Source organism: Sanguibacter massiliensis (assembly GCF_900240335.1).
Lineage (GTDB): Bacteria > Actinomycetota > Actinomycetes > Actinomycetales > Cellulomonadaceae > Flavimobilis > Flavimobilis massiliensis.
In genome coordinates this window covers 277,882-293,147 of sequence record NZ_LT964979.1, presented here as the reverse complement: position 1 = coordinate 293,147, position 15,266 = coordinate 277,882, and the positions used below count along the sequence as shown (strand labels likewise).

Below are 15,266 nucleotides of genomic sequence, written 5' to 3'. Positions count from 1 at the left end.
GCTCAGAAGCCCAGTCGGCCCAGCTGCTTGGGGTCGCGCTGCCAGTCCTTGGCGACCTTGACGTGGAGGTCGAGGAAGACCTTCTGGCCGAGGAGACGCTCGATGCCCGTCCGGGCGCGGGTCCCGACCTCGCGCAGTCGTGAGCCCCCGCGGCCGATGATGATGCCCTTCTGCGAGTCCCGCTCAACGAAGAGGTTGACGCGCACGTCGACGACCCGGCCGTCGGCGCGCGGCACGATCTCGTCGACGACGACCGCGAGCGAATGCGGCAGCTCGTCGCGCACGCCCTCGAGCGCGGACTCACGGACGAGCTCGGCGACCATGACGGCCTCGGGCTCGTCGGTGAGCTCTCCGTCCGGGTAGAGCACGGGGCCCTCCGGGAGGTGCCGCACGAGGACGTCGGTGAGCTCGGTGACCTGGAAGCCGTCACGTGCCGAGACGGGCACGACGTCGTCCCACTCGCCGAGGGTCGCGACGGCGAGGAGCTGCTCGGCAAGCTCGGCGCGCCCGACCGTGTCCGACTTCGTCACGGCGGCGACGACGGGCGTGCGCCGCCGCCCGGTCATGAGGGGCGCGAGCTCGCTCGCGATGAAGCGGTCGCCCGGCCCGACCTTCTGGTCGGCCGGGAGGCAGAAGACGACGACGTCGACCTCGGCGAGCGTGTCCCGCACGAGCGTGTTGAGGCGCTCGCCGAGCAGCGTGCGCGGACGGTGGAGGCCGGGCGTGTCGACGAGCACGAGCTGGGCGTCGTCGCGATGGACGATGCCGCGGATCGTGTGGCGCGTCGTCTGCGGACGGCCCGACGTGATCGCGACCTTCTCGCCGACGAGCGCGTTCGTGAGCGTCGACTTGCCCGCGTTCGGGCGCCCGACGAGGCACGCGAACCCAGAACGGTGGTCGGTGGCGGTCATGCGTCGGTCCTTCGGTCGGAGGGGGCGGGGCGGTCCTCAGCGTCGTCGTCCTGGTCGGGATCGAGCCGCGTGACGAGGATCGAGGACACGCGCTTGCGTCGTCCCTCGACCTTCTCGGCGACGAGGTGGAGACCGGCGACGTCGGCGCTCGACCCCAGCAGCGGAACGCGCCCGAGAGCCTTCGCGAGCAGGCCCGCGACTGTGTCGACGTCGTCGTCCGTGACGACCGTGCCGAGCAGCTCGGAAAGGTCCCAGAGGCTCGTGCGTGCCGGCGCACGGAAGACGCCGGGCGAGACCTCGACGGCCTCGACGGCCGCCTGGTCGTGCTCGTCGGTGAGTTCACCGACGATCTCCTCGATTGCGTCCTCCATCGTCACGAGACCTGCCGTGCCGCCGTACTCGTCGATGACGAGCGCCATGTGCGAGCGCGCCGCCTGCAAGTCACGCAGGAGGTCGTCCGCGGGCCGTGACTCGGGGACGAAGTACGCGGCACGCATGACGTCGACGACCGTCCCCCCGTCGCCCGCGTCCGCGGCCTGGAGCCGCGCGACGACGTCCTTGAAGTAGACAACGCCGCGCACGTCGTCCTCGGAGTCGCCGACGACGGGGACGCGCGAGAACCCGGAGCGCAGGAAGAGGTGCAGCGCGCTGCGCAGCGGCGTCGACGCGGGCGTCGTCACCATGTCCGTGCGCGGGACCATGACCTCGCGCGTGAGGGTCGAGCCGAGCCCGAACACCGACCGGATGAGCTCGCGCTCCTCAGCCTCGATGACCTCCGACTCATTGACACGATCGACCATCTCGCGCAGCTCGTGCTCCGTGTGCTCGTCGGTCGCGACGAGTTGCCGGTTCGCGCCGGCCGCCCATCCGGCGAGGCGCAGCGCGATCGCAAGGAGCCCCGAGAGCACCGTGAGGACCCGGGCCGGGTGGTGGCGCCCGAAGGACCGGGGGCTCAGCCGCACGAGGACGAGCGCGACGAGCGTCGAGACGACGACGGCGAGCCCGAGGACCTGCCACCAGACGTCGAGCATCTCCTCGAGGGAGAGCGTGATGCACGCGGTTGCGACCATCTCGCCGAGGATGCGGAGGAACGACGCGGCGGACGCGGTGCGGCGCGGGTCGGCCGCGAGACGTTCGACGCGACGGGCGCGCGGCCCGCCCTCCGCGACGATGAGCGCGACCGACGCGCGCGTCACCCTGAGGACCGCGGTCTCGCCCGCGCTGAGGAGGGCTGCGAGGACGATGCCGGCGGCGGCGAGCGCGAGGAGCAGGCCCGTCATCGGGAGGCGAGGAACGTCAGCAGGAGGTGTCGCTGGAGCGCGAACATCTCCTTCTCCTCCTCGGGCTCGGCGTGGTCGTAGCCGAGGAGGTGGAGGATCCCGTGCGTCGTGAGGAGGAGCATCTCCTCCTCGGTCGAGTGGCCGGCCTTGAGCGCCTGGGCGGCCGCAACCTCGGGGCACAGCACGACGTCACCGAGGAGCCCTGCGGGCGTCGGCTCGTCCTCGGACCCGGGACGCAGCTCGTCCATGGGGAAGGACAGGACGTCGGTGGGGCCTGGCTCGTCCATCCACTGCACGTGGAGGTCCGTCATGACATCGGTGTCGACCATGAGGATCGAGAGCTCGGTCTGCGGGTGGAGGTGCATCGCGTCGAGCACGAAGCGTCCGATCGCCGCGAACTCGGCCTCGTCGACCTCGAACCCGGACTCGTTGTTGACCTCGATCGTCATGATCGCCTCTCGGTGCGCCCCGGACCTTGCCGGGGGTCGGAGGTCCCGCGGGACGCGAGACCGGGCTGGGTGACGTCCCAGCGTGCGTATGCCTCGATGATCTCACCGACGAGGCGGTGCCGGACGACGTCCTGGCTCGTGAGGTGGCAGAACTCGACGTCGTCGACACCGACGAGGACGTCCTCGACGACCTTGAGGCCCGAACGCACGCCGCCGGGCAGGTCGATCTGCGTCGTGTCGCCCGTGACGACCATCGTCGAGCCGAAGCCGAGGCGGGTGAGGAACATCTTCATCTGCTCGGGCGTCGTGTTCTGCGCCTCATCGAGGATGACGAACGCGTCGTTAAGCGTACGGCCGCGCATGTACGCGAGCGGCGCGACCTCGATCGTGCCAGCCTCGAGCAGCCGTGGGATCGAGTCGGGCTCGAGCATGTCGTGGAGCGCGTCGTAGAGCGGGCGCACGTAGGGGTCGATCTTCTCGGTGAGCGACCCGGGCAGGAAGCCGAGCCGCTCGCCGGCCTCAACCGCGGGCCGCGTGAGGACGACGCGTGACACCTTGTGGTCCTGGAGCGCCTGGACGGCCTTCGCGACCGCGAGGTACGTCTTGCCGGTTCCGGCCGGCCCGATGCCGAACGTGATCGTCGACGCGTCGATCGCGTCGACGTAGCGCTTCTGCCCGACGGTCTTGGGGCGGACCGTCCGGCCGCGCGACGAGACGATGTCGACCGTGAGGACGTCCGCGGGGCGCGCACCGCCGGGCTCGGTGAGCATCGCGATCGACCGCGCGACGACGTCGGGCCCGAGCGGGGTGCCCGACGAGCACACCTCGACGAGCTCGTCGACGAGACGCACCGCGAGGCCCACGTCGCCCGCGGGGCCTGTCACCGTGATCTCGTTGCCGCGGACGAAGAAGTCGACGCGCCCGAAGCCGTCCTCGAGCGCGCGCAGCACGGCGTCGCCCGTGCCGAGGAGCGCCACCATGGGGACCTGGGGCGGCACGACGATCCGGTGCTCGAGCCGAGCCTGTCCGCGGGTGCGCGGACCGTCGTCCGTCGGCGTCGACGACGTGGGAGGTGTGCCGCGACGGCGTCCTGCGGCGGGGGTGCGTGTGCGATCGTCCATGGGGCGCGTGCGCTGTCGACCTTCCGGGAGCGTGCGACGCCGGGAGGCGCCGTCGGTCCGAGTCTACCGAGCGGCGCTGCGTGCTCTCACGGACCGCGGGTCTCGTCGCTGTCTCACGTTGGTCTCGGCTCGGCCACGAAGTGGTTTTCGACGCGGCACCTGCACGGACGTCGGGTGACGATGGACGTGTCCCATCGCCTTCCCCTCCGAGAGGTTCCCTCTGATGCGCCGCCGTCCCACCCTTGTCCTCGTGCTCGCCGCCGCTGCCGCGGTCATGGCGGGCTGCACGACAGGTGCCGACCCCGCGCCCACGGGCACCGCCCCCGGGGCGTCCATCACGTCGAGCAGCGGAACGCCGGCGTCCGGCACGTCGACCACCCCGCTCGTCACGGTCCCCCCCGCCGTCAACGACACGACGCTTCTCGCCGCCCCGCTCGAGGGCGCGACCGTCGAGGGCCCCACGGTCGAGGTCACGGGCGAGGCCACCGCGTTCGAAGGCACGCTCTCGTGGCTCGTCTACCCGGTCGGCGGCAGCGCCGAGGACCCTGCGCAGCAGGGCTCGGCCGACACCGGCGCGAACGGTGAGATCGCGCCGTTCGCATTCACGGTCGACCTCGAGCCGGGCGAGTGGGTCGTCCAGGTCTTCGAGGCGAGCGCCAAGGACGGCACACCCCTGCGTCCCGTCGCCGTGACGTTCACGGTGTCCTGACCGAGCCGCGCACCGCCCGAGACACGACGGAGCCCGCACGGCAGATCGTGCGGGCTCCGTCGTCGTCGGCGGCCCATTCTCAGCCCCAGCGGCCGAGCCGCTGGGCGAGGAGCGCGAGCGCGACCGGTCCGGCCGTCGACGTCCGCAGGACGTGCGGGCCAAGGAGCACGGTCTGAGCTCCCGCCTCTTCGAGCTCCGTGAGCTCATCGGCGGCGATGCCGCCCTCCGGGCCGACGACGACAAGGATCTCGACGCCCTCCCCCGGAGCCGGCACGCGAGCCCCCGCGGGCGGTTGCTCGGCCGACTGGGGGAGGACGAGCACGGCCCCGCCCGCCGCGACGACCTCGCGCGTGCGCGCCGCAAGCGACGTCGTCGTCACGGACTCCTCGACACGCGGCAGACGCGCCCGGCGCGACTGCTTCGACGCCGCGCGCACGGTCGCGACCCAGCGAGCACGCGACTTCGCGGCGCGGTCGCCACGCCACACGACGATCGAGCGCGACGCCTGCCACGGCACGACGGCGTCCGCGCCGACCTCCGTGGCGGCCTCGACCGCCATCTCGTCGCGGTCGCCCTTCGCGAGCGCCTGGACGAGCACGAGCGCCGGCTGCGGGAGGGGCTCGTGGACGACCTCGTCGACGGCGAGCCTCACCTCCGACTCGCGTACCGACTCGATCGTGCAGCGGGCACGCACCCCGGCGCCGTCGACGACGTCGACCGCCTCCCCCGGCCGGCGCCGCTGGACGACACCCGCGTGCCGGCCCTCGGGCCCGTCGAGGAGGTAGTGGTCGCCCGCCGCGAGCCGGTCGATGCCGGACGCCTCGGCGAGGAAGACGGGTGCGCTCATGGTCGTCGACCCTAGCCTTTCCGCGACTGTTCCGCCGATGTCGCTCAGCGACCGGAGAGCTTGTCCTTGAGGCGGCTGAACACGCTCGGGTGCGCCGCGGCGACCTTCGCTTCGGGACGCTCCTCGCCGCGCAGCGCGGCGAGGCGGCGCAGCAGCTCGGCCTGCTCGTCGTCGAGGTCGTGCGGGACGCGCACGTCGACATGGACGTCGAGATCGCCGCGTCCACCGACGTGGAGGTGCCCGACGCCGAGGTCGGCGAGCGTCACGACGTCGCCCGGCTGCGTGCCCGGCGGGAACGTCACGTCTCGCGGTCCGTCGAGCGTCTCGAGCTCGATCGTCGTGCCGAGCGCCGCCGCCGTCATCGGCACCTCGAGCGTGCAGTGGAGGTCGTCGCCCCGACGCACGAACACCGGGTGCTTGCGCTCCCGGATCTCGACGTAGAGGTCGCCAGCCGGGCCTCCCGCCGGGCCGACCTCGCCCTGACCGGAGAGCTTGATGCGCGTGCCCGTGTCGACGCCGGCCGGGACGTCGATCGAGATCGTCTGGCGCGTCCGCACGCGACCCTCGCCCGCGCAGTCGACGCACGGCTCGGGGATCGTCGTGCCGTGCCCCTGGCACGCCGCGCACGGCTGCGTCGTCATGACCTGGCCGAGGAACGAGCGCGCGACACGCTGGACCGAGCCACGGCCCTGGCACACGACGCACGTCTGGACGGACGTGCCGGGCCGCGTGCACGCGCCGCCGCACGTCGAGCACACGCGCGCGGTGTCGATCGTCACTTCCTTGCGAGCCCCGAACGCGGCCTCCGCAAGGTCGATGTCGAGGCGCAGGAGCGCGTCCTGGCCGCGCCGCGTGCGCGGCACGGGGCCGCGCTGGGCCTGACCACCACCGAAGAACGTCTCGAAGATGTCCTGGAAACCGAAGCCGCCCGCCTGGCCGCCACCCGGCGCCGACGGATCCGTGCCCATGTCGTAAGCCTGGCGCTTCTCCGCCGTGCCGAGCACCTCGTAGGCGCGCGTCACATCCTTGAAGCGGTCCGCGCCCTCCTCGCCGGCGACGTCCGGGTGGAGCTCGCGCGCGAGCTTCCGGTACGCCTTCTTGATCTGGTCCTGCGTCGCGTCTCTCGGCACACCGAGGATCTCGTAGTAGTCCGTCACAGGGGTTCTTCCTGGTGGTGGGTGGAACGGTCAGGGGACGGCGGCTCGCGCCGGCCCGGTCACGTCGTGATGATGCGGGTGAGGTAGCGCGCGACCGCGCGCACCGCGGCGATCGTCTGCGGATAGTCCATGCGGGTCGGGCCGATCGAACCGAGGAGCGCGACCGCGTCACCCTCGGCGCCGTAGCCCGCCGTGACGACCGACGTCTCGGAGAGGCCGACGTGCGGCATCTCGTGACCGATGCGCACCGCGACGCCCGCGGAATCCTCGGTCATCTCCGTGAGGAGCCCGAGCAGCACAACCTCCTCCTCGAGCGCCTCGAGCACGGGCCGCAGCGCATGTTCGAACCGCATCCCGGAACGCGCGAGGTTCGACGTCCCCGCGAGGACGATGCGCTCGCCGGACTCGAGGCCGAGCGTGTGGACGAGAAGGTCGGAGATCTCGCGGAGGAGCGGCCGTTCCTCAGGGACGAACTGCTCCGGGAGCGACTCGAGCGCGGTGCGCATCTCGGGGAGCCGCCGGCCGAGGCACGCCGCGTTGAGGCGCGCCCGCAGGCGTGCGAGCGACTCCTCGTCGACGTCGGACGACAGCTCGAGCGTGCGCTGCACGACGCGGCCCGTGTCGGTGATGACGACGACGAGCAGGCGTGAGCCCTCGACGGGCACGAGCTCGAGGTGACGCAGCCCCGACCGTCGCAACGACGGGTACTGGACGACGGCGACCTGCTGAGTGAGGTGCGCGAGGAGGCGCGAAGCACGGACGATGACGTCGTCGAGGTCGACCGCACCGTCGAGGAACGACGTAATCGCGCGGCGCTCGGGCTGCGAGAGCGGCTTGACCTCGGCGAGGCGGTCGACGAAAAGGCGGTAGCCCTTGTCCGTCGGCACACGCCCGGCCGACGTGTGCGGCTGCGCGATGAGGCCCTCCTCCTCGAGGACAGCCATATCGTTGCGGATCGTCGCGGGCGAGACACCGAGGCGGTGCCTCTCGGCGAGCACGCGCGAGCCGACGGGCTCGCGCGTCGTCACGTAGTCCTCGACGATCGCGCGGAGCACGTCGAGGCGGCGGTCCGCGGCCGTCCCGTGCGTCGACATCATGCTCCTCCCTCAGCTCTCACACCCAGGAGATTCGCACTCTCAGGGTCCGAGTGCCAATCCTACCCGCGTCCGGGCGCAGACGGTCAGCGACGCACGCCACACACCCGACGCTCCCCTGCTGGCCGACTGCACCGCCTTAAGGTGTCGGGATGCACGACCGCTACGGATCCGACGTCCTCGGGGGCGACCCCACGACCCACCACCGGCGCCGCCCCGCCGCGCGCCCCGTCGCCGCCGAGCGCGGGACGGTTGTCGAGGAGGTGACGACCGGCTGGGTCGGCGCCGTCATCCGCGTCGAGAAGTCCGGCGGCATGCACGTCGTCGAGCTCGAGGACTCCCGCGGCCGCACCCGCACGTTCCCGCTCGGCCCCGGCTTCTGGATCGACGGTGCGCCCGTGATCCTCGAGGCGCCCGTCACCTCGCGCGCCCCCGCCGCCCCGACACGCACCGCATCAGGCTCGGTCGCCGTCCGCGGCGCCCAGGCGCGCGTCGCCCGCGGCTCGCGCATCCTCGTCGAAGGACGCCACGACGCCGAGCTCGTCGAGAAGGTCTGGGGCGACGACCTGCGCGTCGAGGGCGTCGTCGTCGAGCTCCTCGACGGCGTCGACAACCTCGAGGCCTACGTCCGCGACTTCGCACCCGACCGCACCCGCCGGCTCGGCGTGCTCGTCGACCACCTCGTCGCAGGCTCCAAGGAGCAGCGCGTCGCCGACGCCGTCCTGCGCCTCGCGCCCGCCGGCACCGTGAGGGTCGTCGGGCACCCCTACGTCGACGTGTGGGAGGCCGTGAAGCCCGCACGCGTCGGGCTCGAGGCCTGGCCGCGCATCGATCGTTCCGTCGAGTGGAAAGTCGGGATCCTCCGCCACCTCGGCTGGGCGCACGCCGACCAGGCCGATGTCGCCCACGGCTGGAAGCGGATCCTCGGAACCGTCCGCTCGTGGACGGACCTCGAGCCCGCGCTCATCGGACGCGTCGAGGAACTCATCGACTTTGTCACCGAGCCCACGGGCTGACGCACCCCTCGAACGCCGGCGGCCCGGCGCCCCGCGGACGGGGTGCCGGGCCGACGGGCCACGCGGACGGGAACGTCAGGCGGGCTGCTCGCCGATGACGCGGCGGTAGGCGAACGCGAGTGCGACGAGCGCGATCGGGGTCGTCACAAGCGATCCGACAAGCACGATGCTGCCCGCTGCGGAGACGATCGAGACGACAATCGTGAGCAGGATGGCTGAGCCGAGGTTCTTCTTGACGACATCGATGCTCGCCTTGATCGCGTCGATCGCGCCCATGCCCTTGTCCATGACGAAGTGGAGCGCGAAGAGACCGAAGAACATGACGACGAGCGGTCCGATGATGGTGATCGCCGTGATCGCCGCTGCCAGGACGAGGACGAGCGACGCGAGCAGGACCTGACCGAGGTTGGGGATCTTGAAGAAGTCGCCGATCTCCACCCGGCCGGTGCGCGTGACGACGAGCGACGCGTTGATCTGCCCGGCCTCCGCGAGCAACCCGAGGACGACGCTGAGCACGACGAGAAGGAAGAAGCCGCCGCCGAAACCGGCCGCGAACACCCCTGCCGTGTCAGGGCTGGTGAGCAGTGCGAAGAGGCTGCCGCCGACGAGCACCCCCCAGAGGATGGTGACGACGATGCTCACTCCCGCGACCCACGCGAGCGTGCCGACGACGAGCGCGACGGCGTTCGACGAGAAACGCTCCCAGCCGTAGGTGAGCGCGGAGCCGATGTCGAACGGGTCGGCCGCGGCACCAAAGCTCTGCGGCGCACCGTACGGCTGCTGCGGCGCACCGTAGGGCTGCTGCGGCGCACCGTAGGGCTGCTGAGCGCCGTACGGGTCAGCAGGAGGCGTCGTCCCGTAAGCCGGCTGCCCGGCCGGCGGAGGCGGCGTCGCGCCGTACGGCGCCGACGGGTCAGGCTGCGCGGGAGTTCCCGCCGGCTGCTGGCCGTAGGGGTCGGAGGACCCGCCCGGGTACGGCGGAAGGTTGCTGTCGGACATGGGATGCTCCTTGGATCGGGGCAGGACGGACCGGGTTCCCCTCGAACCCGGTTCGACGTGCACGGATGCACGTCACCGCCCACAGCGTAGTGATCCGCGCCACCGACCGCGCGTCGAAGACGCGTATATCGACGGTCGTCTCAGTCCGTGAGGTCGCGGACGACGGCGTCGGCGAGCAGCCTCCCGCGCCTCGTGAGGAGCGCACGTCCCCCGATCGCGGCGCGGCCGTCGAGGAGGCCCGCCGCGACCTGGCCGGCCACCGCGCGCCGGCCTGCGGCCGAGAGCTCGGCAAGATCGAGACCCTCGACAAGACGCACGCCCAGCATCACACGCTCGAGCGCGGCCGTCGGGGCGTCGAGCAGCTCGCGTCCCGCCGCCGGGCTCTGCCCGGCGGCGAGCATCGACGCGTAGCGCCGCGGGTGCTTGACGTTCCACCAGCGCACGCCCGCGACCTCGTCGCCGTCATCCCCGACGAGGGGACCGCCGACGTACGAGTGCGCACCCGGACCCACGCCCCACCAGTCGTCGCCGCGCCAGTACGCGAGGTTGTGCCGGCACACCGCGACCGACCCGTCGGCGCGCTCGCGCGCCCAGTTCGACACCTCGTACCAGCGCAGACCCGCCGCCGTGAGGAGCTCGTCGGCAAGCTCGTACTTCGCGGCCTGGTCGTCCTCGTCGGGCAAAGTGAGCTCACCCCGGCGCACCTGCACCGCCATGCGCGTGCCCGGCTCGACGACGAGCGCGTACGCCGACACGTGGTCGACGCCTGTCGCAAGCGCCGCCTCGACGCTCGTCCGCCAGTCGTCGAGCGACTCCCCCGGCGTGCCGTAGATGAGGTCGAGCGAGACGTCGAGCCCCGCGTCGCGCGCCCACGCGACGACGTCGGGGATGCGCGCCGGGTCGTGCGTGCGCTCGAGCGTCGCGAGGACGTGCGGGACCGCCGACTGCATGCCGAAGGACACGCGCGTGAACCCGGCGTCCGCGAGCGTCCGCAGGTACTCGGGGCTCACCGTGTCCGGGTTCGCCTCCGTCGTCACCTCGGCGCCGTCCGCAAGACCCCACGCGTCACGGAGACCGTCGAGGATCCGGGCGAGGTCCCCCGCCGGGAGGACCGTCGGCGTTCCGCCGCCGACGAACACCGTCGATACCTCGCGCGCGGGCAGTCCCGCGTCCGCGAGGACGCGGGCGCCGAGCTCGATCTCCGCGAGCGCCGTCGTCGCGTACGAGTCCTGGCTCGCGCCCCCGCCGAGCTCGGTCGCCGTGTACGTGTTGAAGTCGCAGTAGCCGCAACGCACCGTGCAGAACGGGACGTGGACGTAGACGCCGAACGCATGCTGCGGCGCGCCCGCGACGCCCGCCCAGCGGGGAAGCGCACCGTCCGCCGGCGCAGGATCCCCGTCGGGCAGCGCGGGACTCACTTCTTGCCCTTGTCCTTCGGATCCGCGGCGTCTGACGAGAGCGCGGCGATGAACGCCTCCTGGGGGACGTCGACCCGCCCAATGGTCTTCATGCGCTTCTTGCCCTCCTTCTGCTTCTCGAGGAGCTTGCGCTTGCGCGAGATGTCACCGCCGTAGCACTTCGCGAGGACGTCCTTGCGGATCGCGCGGATCGTCTCGCGCGCGATAACGCGCGCACCGACCGCCGCCTGGATCGGCACCTCGAACTGCTGCCTCGGGATGAGCTCCTTGAGCTTGCCCGTCATCATGACGCCGTACGCGTACGCCTTGTCCTTGTGGACGATCGCGCTGAACGCGTCGACCTGCTCACCCTGGAGGAGAATGTCCACCTTGACGAGGTCCGCAGCCTGCTCGCCGACGACGTCGTAGTCGAGCGACGCGTAGCCACGCGTCTTCGACTTCAGCTGGTCGAAGAAGTCGAAGACGATCTCTGCGAGCGGCAAGAAGTACCGCAGCTCGACGCGGTCGGCGGACAGGTAGTCCATGCCCTGGAGGTCGCCGCGCTTCGTCTGGCAGAGCTCCATGATCGCGCCGATGAACTCGCTCGGCGCGAGGATCGTCGCCTTGACGACAGGCTCGCGCACCTCGCCGATCTTGCCGCCCGGGAACTCGGACGGGTTCGTCACCGTGACGACGCTCCGGTCCTCCATCGTCACGTCGTAGATGACGTTGGGGGCCGTCGAGATGAGGGCGAGGTCGAACTCACGCTCAAGACGCTCACGGACGATCTCGAGGTGAAGCAGTCCGAGGTAGCCGACGCGGAAGCCGAAGCCGAGCGCCACCGACGTCTCGGGTTCGTAGACGAGCGCCGCGTCGTTGAGCTTGAGCTTGTCGAGGGCGTCGCGCAGGATCGGGTAGTCCGAGCCGTCGATGGGGTAGAGACCCGAGAAGACCATGGGCTTGGGGTCGCTGTAGCCGCCGAGCGCCTCCGCCGCGGGCTTGAGCGCGTTCGTCACGGTGTCGCCGACCTTCGACTGGCGCACGTCCTTGACGCCTGTGATGAGGTAGCCGACCTCACCCACACCCAGACCGTCCGTCGGGTGCGGCTCGGGCGCCGAGACACCGATCTCGAGAAGATCGTGCGTCGCACGCGTCGACATCATGGAGATGCGTTCGCGCGGGTTGAGCTTGCCGTCGACGACACGCACGTACGTGACGACGCCGCGGTACGTGTCGTACACGGAGTCGAAGATCATCGCGCGCGCAGGTGCGTCGGCGTCACCGACGGGCGGCGGCACGGTCTCGACGATGCGGTCAAGCAGCGCCTCGACGCCCACACCTGTCTTGCCAGACACCTTGAGGACCGACTCCGGGTCGACGCCGACGAGGCCCGCGATCTCGTCGGCGTACTTCTCTGGCTGGGCGGCCGGCAGGTCGATCTTGTTGAGGACCGGGATGATCGCGAGCTCGTTCTCCATCGCGAGGTAGAGGTTCGCGAGCGTCTGCGCCTCGATGCCCTGTGCCGCGTCGACGAGCAGCACCGCACCCTCGCACGCCGCGAGCGAGCGCGAGACTTCGTACGTGAAGTCGACGTGCCCGGGGGTGTCGATCATGTTGAGCGCGTACGGCGTGCTCACGCCGTCGTCGCCCGTGTGCGCCCACGGCATGCGCACCGCCTGGGACTTGATGGTGATGCCGCGCTCACGCTCGATGTCCATGCGGTCGAGGTACTGCGCGCGCATGGCACGCTGCTCGACGACGCCAGTGAGCTGGAGCATGCGGTCCGCCAGCGTCGACTTGCCGTGGTCGATGTGGGCGATGATGCAGAAGTTGCGCAGGAGCTCCGGCGCGGTCGCGGCGGGCTGGATTCGTGCCGTCTCGGCTGCGGAAGGGATCGGAGTCACGGGCCCCATTCTCCCACGGGTCCGGCGTTCCCCCGGCCCGAGGTTCACGGGTGCGTCGACACGCTCCTGCGACTTCGCGACGGTCGGGTCGCTAGGCTGGTCGGCATGCCCAGAAGCACGTGGTCGGACACCCTCGCGCGCGCTGCGCGCATCGCACTGTCGTTGATCTCGTCGACTCGGACGACGACGCGCACCACGGACGCCGTGAAGCAGCAGCCCTCCGCCGGGCAGCCCTCCCCCGGCCCGCGGCCTGGTCGACCGACGACGTCGGCGCGCCCCGACCGCCCCCCACGGCCGTCAGCACCGGCGGGCCCGGTCCCTCCGGGCAGTTCCGGGTATCCCGGCGACTTCCGGGGCCGCGTCGAACCGGTCTACAACCCGGAGCTCGACGGCGACGCCGACCCCGGTGAGATCGTCTGGACGTGGGTGCCGTACGAGGAGGACCACTCCCAGGGCAAGGACCGGCCCGTCCTCGTCGTCGGGCACGACGGCGACTGGCTGCTCGGTCTCATGCTCTCGAGCAAGGACCACTCCCGCGGTCGCCGTGACGACGGGCCCCGCTGGATGGACATCGGGTCCGGACCGTGGGACTCCCGCGGGCGCGAGTCGGAGGTGCGGCTCGACCGCGTCCTGCGGCTCGATCCCGTCGCGGTGCGGCGCGAGGGCGCGATCATGGACCGCCCGACGTTCGACAAGGTCGTCGGGAGCCTCTGAGAGTCGTCACGTGACGGCCTGCGTGCCGTGCGACACGTTCCGGCCACCTCGACCGTCGGCCCTCGGCGCTGGTAGCGTGGGTCCTTGCGTGTCCGCCCAGGTCGGCGGGCACCGTTCTGGCGCCTCACCACGGGTTCCCCACCCCAGTCCCGGCGTCGGAGCCGCTCTCTACGACCTGTCCGCTCGCCCTCGGGCGAACACACCAGAAAGTCCACACGTGGCGAACATCAAGTCCCAGATCAAGCGCAACCGCACCAATGAGAAGGCGCGTCTGCGTAACAAGGCTGTCAAGGCCGAGCTCCGGACCTTCACCCGCAAGGTTCGCGAGGCCGTGACGGCTGGCGACAAGGAGGCCGCTGCGGCCGCCCTCGTCGCTGCGTCGAAGAAGCTGGACAAGGCTGTCTCGAAGGGTGTCATCCACCTCAACCAGGCTGCCAACCGCAAGTCGGCTCTTGCCAAGGCGGTCAACGCTCTCTGACGCGTCTGCGGTGCTCCGGCACCGACACGTGAAGCTTCGACGGCGTCGCACCCTCGGGTGCGGCGCCGTCGTCGTCCCTCCGCCCCCATCGCCCCGGTCGCGACCGAGCCGCCGACTGCGGATCCGTGCACGTCAGACGTCCCGATCCACGATCGGTCGGGGCTCGGGCCCCGGAGCTCAGCTGCGCGACGCGTTACAGATCCGCAGCACCGCGCGCTCGACCGCGAAGACCGGGTCCCGGCCCTGGCCCTTGACCTCGGCGTCCGCGTCGGCAACCGCCGTGATCGCGGCCGCGAGGCCCTCCGGGGTCCACCGCTGCAGGTCCTTGCGTGCCCGATCGACCTGCCACGGGGCGAGGCCGAGCTCGGAGGCGCTCACGCCACCTCGGCCACGCATCGCGGCAACCTTCGCGAGCTGACGGAGCTTGAGCGCGAGCACCGCGACGATCGGCACCGGGTCGACCCCCGTCGCGAGCGCGTGCCGCAGCAGCGCGACGGCCTGCGCCCGCTCCCCCGCGACCGCCGCGTCGGCGACACGGAAGCCCGTCGCCTCGACGCGGCCGCCGTAGTACGTGCTGACGGTCGCCTCCGTCACGGTGCCCGTCGTGTCGGCCATGAGCTGGTCACACGCCGACGCGAGCTCGCGCAGGTCGGTCCCGAGAGCCTCGACGAGCGCCCGCACCGCCCCCGCCTCGACACGGCGTCCGCCGCGCCGGAACTCGGCGCTCACGAACGACGCCTTGTCGGAGTCCTTCTTGATCGGCTCGCACGCTGCGACCGGCACCCCGGCGTGCCGCAGCCCGTCGAGCAGCTTCTTGCCGCGCTGGCCACCACGATGCTCGACGACGAGCCAGACATCAGCCGCAGGAGCCCTGACGTAGGCGAGGACATCCGTGACGAGCGCGTCCGTGAGAGCCTCCGCGCCACGCACGAGCACGAGGCGTTGCTCCGCGAAGAGCGAAGGGCTCGTCTCGACCGCGAGCATGCCCGCCTGGTACGTCGACGCCTCGACCTCGACGACCTCGAGCTCCGGCTGCGCCTCCCGCGCGAGCGACCGCAGACGCTGCACGGCGCGCTCGACGAGCACGTGCTCCGCTCCGTGGACGAGCACGACGGGGGCGAGCGCAACCTCGTCCCACCCGACACCGGCGACGGGACGGGAGCTGCGGGAGGTGCTGCGTGCGGCCATGC

Annotated in this window: 15 protein-coding genes; 4 read left to right on the top strand and 11 right to left on the bottom strand. The window is 71.6% G+C overall.

Going from position 1 to position 15,266, the window contains the following annotated elements; all coding sequences use genetic code 11:
- Positions 1–2: 2 nt before the first annotated feature.
- The 4 genes from era to C1729_RS01305 are packed head-to-tail and all read right to left on the bottom strand — an operon-like array spanning position 3 to position 3,761.
- The gene (gene era / locus C1729_RS01320) at positions 3–911 is read right to left on the bottom strand and encodes a GTPase Era (protein WP_102508035.1); all 909 of its coding nucleotides are present in this window, start codon (positions 909–911) and stop codon (positions 3–5) included.
- Complete coding sequence (locus tag C1729_RS01315) at positions 908–2,191, bottom strand: hemolysin family protein (RefSeq protein WP_102508034.1); 1,284 nt, start codon at positions 2,189–2,191, stop codon at positions 908–910. Before C1729_RS01315 ends, era begins: the two co-directional genes overlap by 4 nt.
- The gene (gene ybeY / locus C1729_RS01310; RefSeq protein ID WP_102508032.1) at positions 2,188–2,640 is read right to left on the bottom strand and encodes an rRNA maturation RNase YbeY; all 453 of its coding nucleotides are present in this window, start codon (positions 2,638–2,640) and stop codon (positions 2,188–2,190) included. Before ybeY ends, C1729_RS01315 begins: the two co-directional genes overlap by 4 nt.
- Positions 2,637–3,761, bottom strand: a complete 1,125-nt coding sequence (locus C1729_RS01305) for a PhoH family protein (RefSeq protein ID WP_102508030.1) — start codon at positions 3,759–3,761, stop codon at positions 2,637–2,639. Before C1729_RS01305 ends, ybeY begins: the two co-directional genes overlap by 4 nt.
- Positions 3,762–3,984: 223 nt before the next feature.
- Between C1729_RS01305 and C1729_RS01300 the strand changes: the two genes are divergently transcribed.
- On the top strand, positions 3,985–4,470 hold the full coding sequence (locus tag C1729_RS01300; RefSeq protein WP_102508028.1) for a Gmad2 immunoglobulin-like domain-containing protein: 486 nt from the start codon (positions 3,985–3,987) through the stop codon (positions 4,468–4,470).
- 79 nt (positions 4,471–4,549) lie between these two features.
- On the opposite strand, the gene C1729_RS01295 is transcribed toward C1729_RS01300, so the two are convergent.
- The 3 genes from C1729_RS01295 to hrcA are packed head-to-tail and all read right to left on the bottom strand — an operon-like array spanning position 4,550 to position 7,571.
- The gene (locus C1729_RS01295; protein ID WP_102508026.1) at positions 4,550–5,317 is read right to left on the bottom strand and encodes a 16S rRNA (uracil(1498)-N(3))-methyltransferase; all 768 of its coding nucleotides are present in this window, start codon (positions 5,315–5,317) and stop codon (positions 4,550–4,552) included.
- Positions 5,318–5,361: 44 nt separating this feature from the next.
- On the bottom strand, positions 5,362–6,474 hold the full coding sequence (gene dnaJ, locus C1729_RS01290; protein WP_102508024.1) for a molecular chaperone DnaJ: 1,113 nt from the start codon (positions 6,472–6,474) through the stop codon (positions 5,362–5,364).
- Positions 6,475–6,533: 59 nt separating this feature from the next.
- Entirely contained in the window at positions 6,534–7,571 is a 1,038-nt protein-coding gene (gene hrcA, locus C1729_RS01285) for a heat-inducible transcriptional repressor HrcA (protein WP_242493666.1), read from the bottom strand.
- A 149-nt stretch (positions 7,572–7,720) separates the two neighbouring features.
- Here hrcA and C1729_RS01280 point away from each other — a divergent pair, with 149 nt between their 5' ends.
- The gene (locus C1729_RS01280; protein ID WP_102508021.1) at positions 7,721–8,584 is read left to right on the top strand and encodes a DUF3097 domain-containing protein; all 864 of its coding nucleotides are present in this window, start codon (positions 7,721–7,723) and stop codon (positions 8,582–8,584) included.
- Positions 8,585–8,659: 75 nt separating this feature from the next.
- On the opposite strand, the gene C1729_RS01275 is transcribed toward C1729_RS01280, so the two are convergent.
- The 3 genes from C1729_RS01275 to lepA form a co-directional block, all read right to left on the bottom strand.
- Positions 8,660–9,583 (bottom strand): hypothetical protein, encoded by a 924-nt coding sequence (locus C1729_RS01275; protein WP_102508019.1) that lies wholly within the window; start codon positions 9,581–9,583, stop codon positions 8,660–8,662.
- A 140-nt stretch (positions 9,584–9,723) separates the two neighbouring features.
- Entirely contained in the window at positions 9,724–11,001 is a 1,278-nt protein-coding gene (gene hemW, locus C1729_RS01270; RefSeq protein WP_102508018.1) for a radical SAM family heme chaperone HemW, read from the bottom strand.
- Positions 10,998–12,893 (bottom strand): translation elongation factor 4, encoded by a 1,896-nt coding sequence (lepA, locus tag C1729_RS01265; RefSeq protein ID WP_242493665.1) that lies wholly within the window; start codon positions 12,891–12,893, stop codon positions 10,998–11,000. Before lepA ends, hemW begins: the two co-directional genes overlap by 4 nt.
- A gap of 96 nt (positions 12,894–12,989) precedes the next feature.
- On the opposite strand from lepA, the gene C1729_RS01260 reads away from it, so the two are divergent.
- Together C1729_RS01260 and rpsT are read left to right on the top strand one after the other, a co-directional pair.
- Positions 12,990–13,598 (top strand): type II toxin-antitoxin system PemK/MazF family toxin, encoded by a 609-nt coding sequence (locus C1729_RS01260; protein ID WP_102508014.1) that lies wholly within the window; start codon positions 12,990–12,992, stop codon positions 13,596–13,598.
- A gap of 217 nt (positions 13,599–13,815) precedes the next feature.
- Complete coding sequence (gene rpsT / locus C1729_RS01255; protein WP_102508013.1) at positions 13,816–14,076, top strand: 30S ribosomal protein S20; 261 nt, start codon at positions 13,816–13,818, stop codon at positions 14,074–14,076.
- A gap of 177 nt (positions 14,077–14,253) precedes the next feature.
- On the opposite strand, the gene holA is transcribed toward rpsT, so the two are convergent.
- Positions 14,254–15,264 (bottom strand): DNA polymerase III subunit delta, encoded by a 1,011-nt coding sequence (gene holA / locus C1729_RS01250; protein WP_102508011.1) that lies wholly within the window; start codon positions 15,262–15,264, stop codon positions 14,254–14,256.
- Between the last annotated feature and the right edge of the window lie 2 nt (positions 15,265–15,266).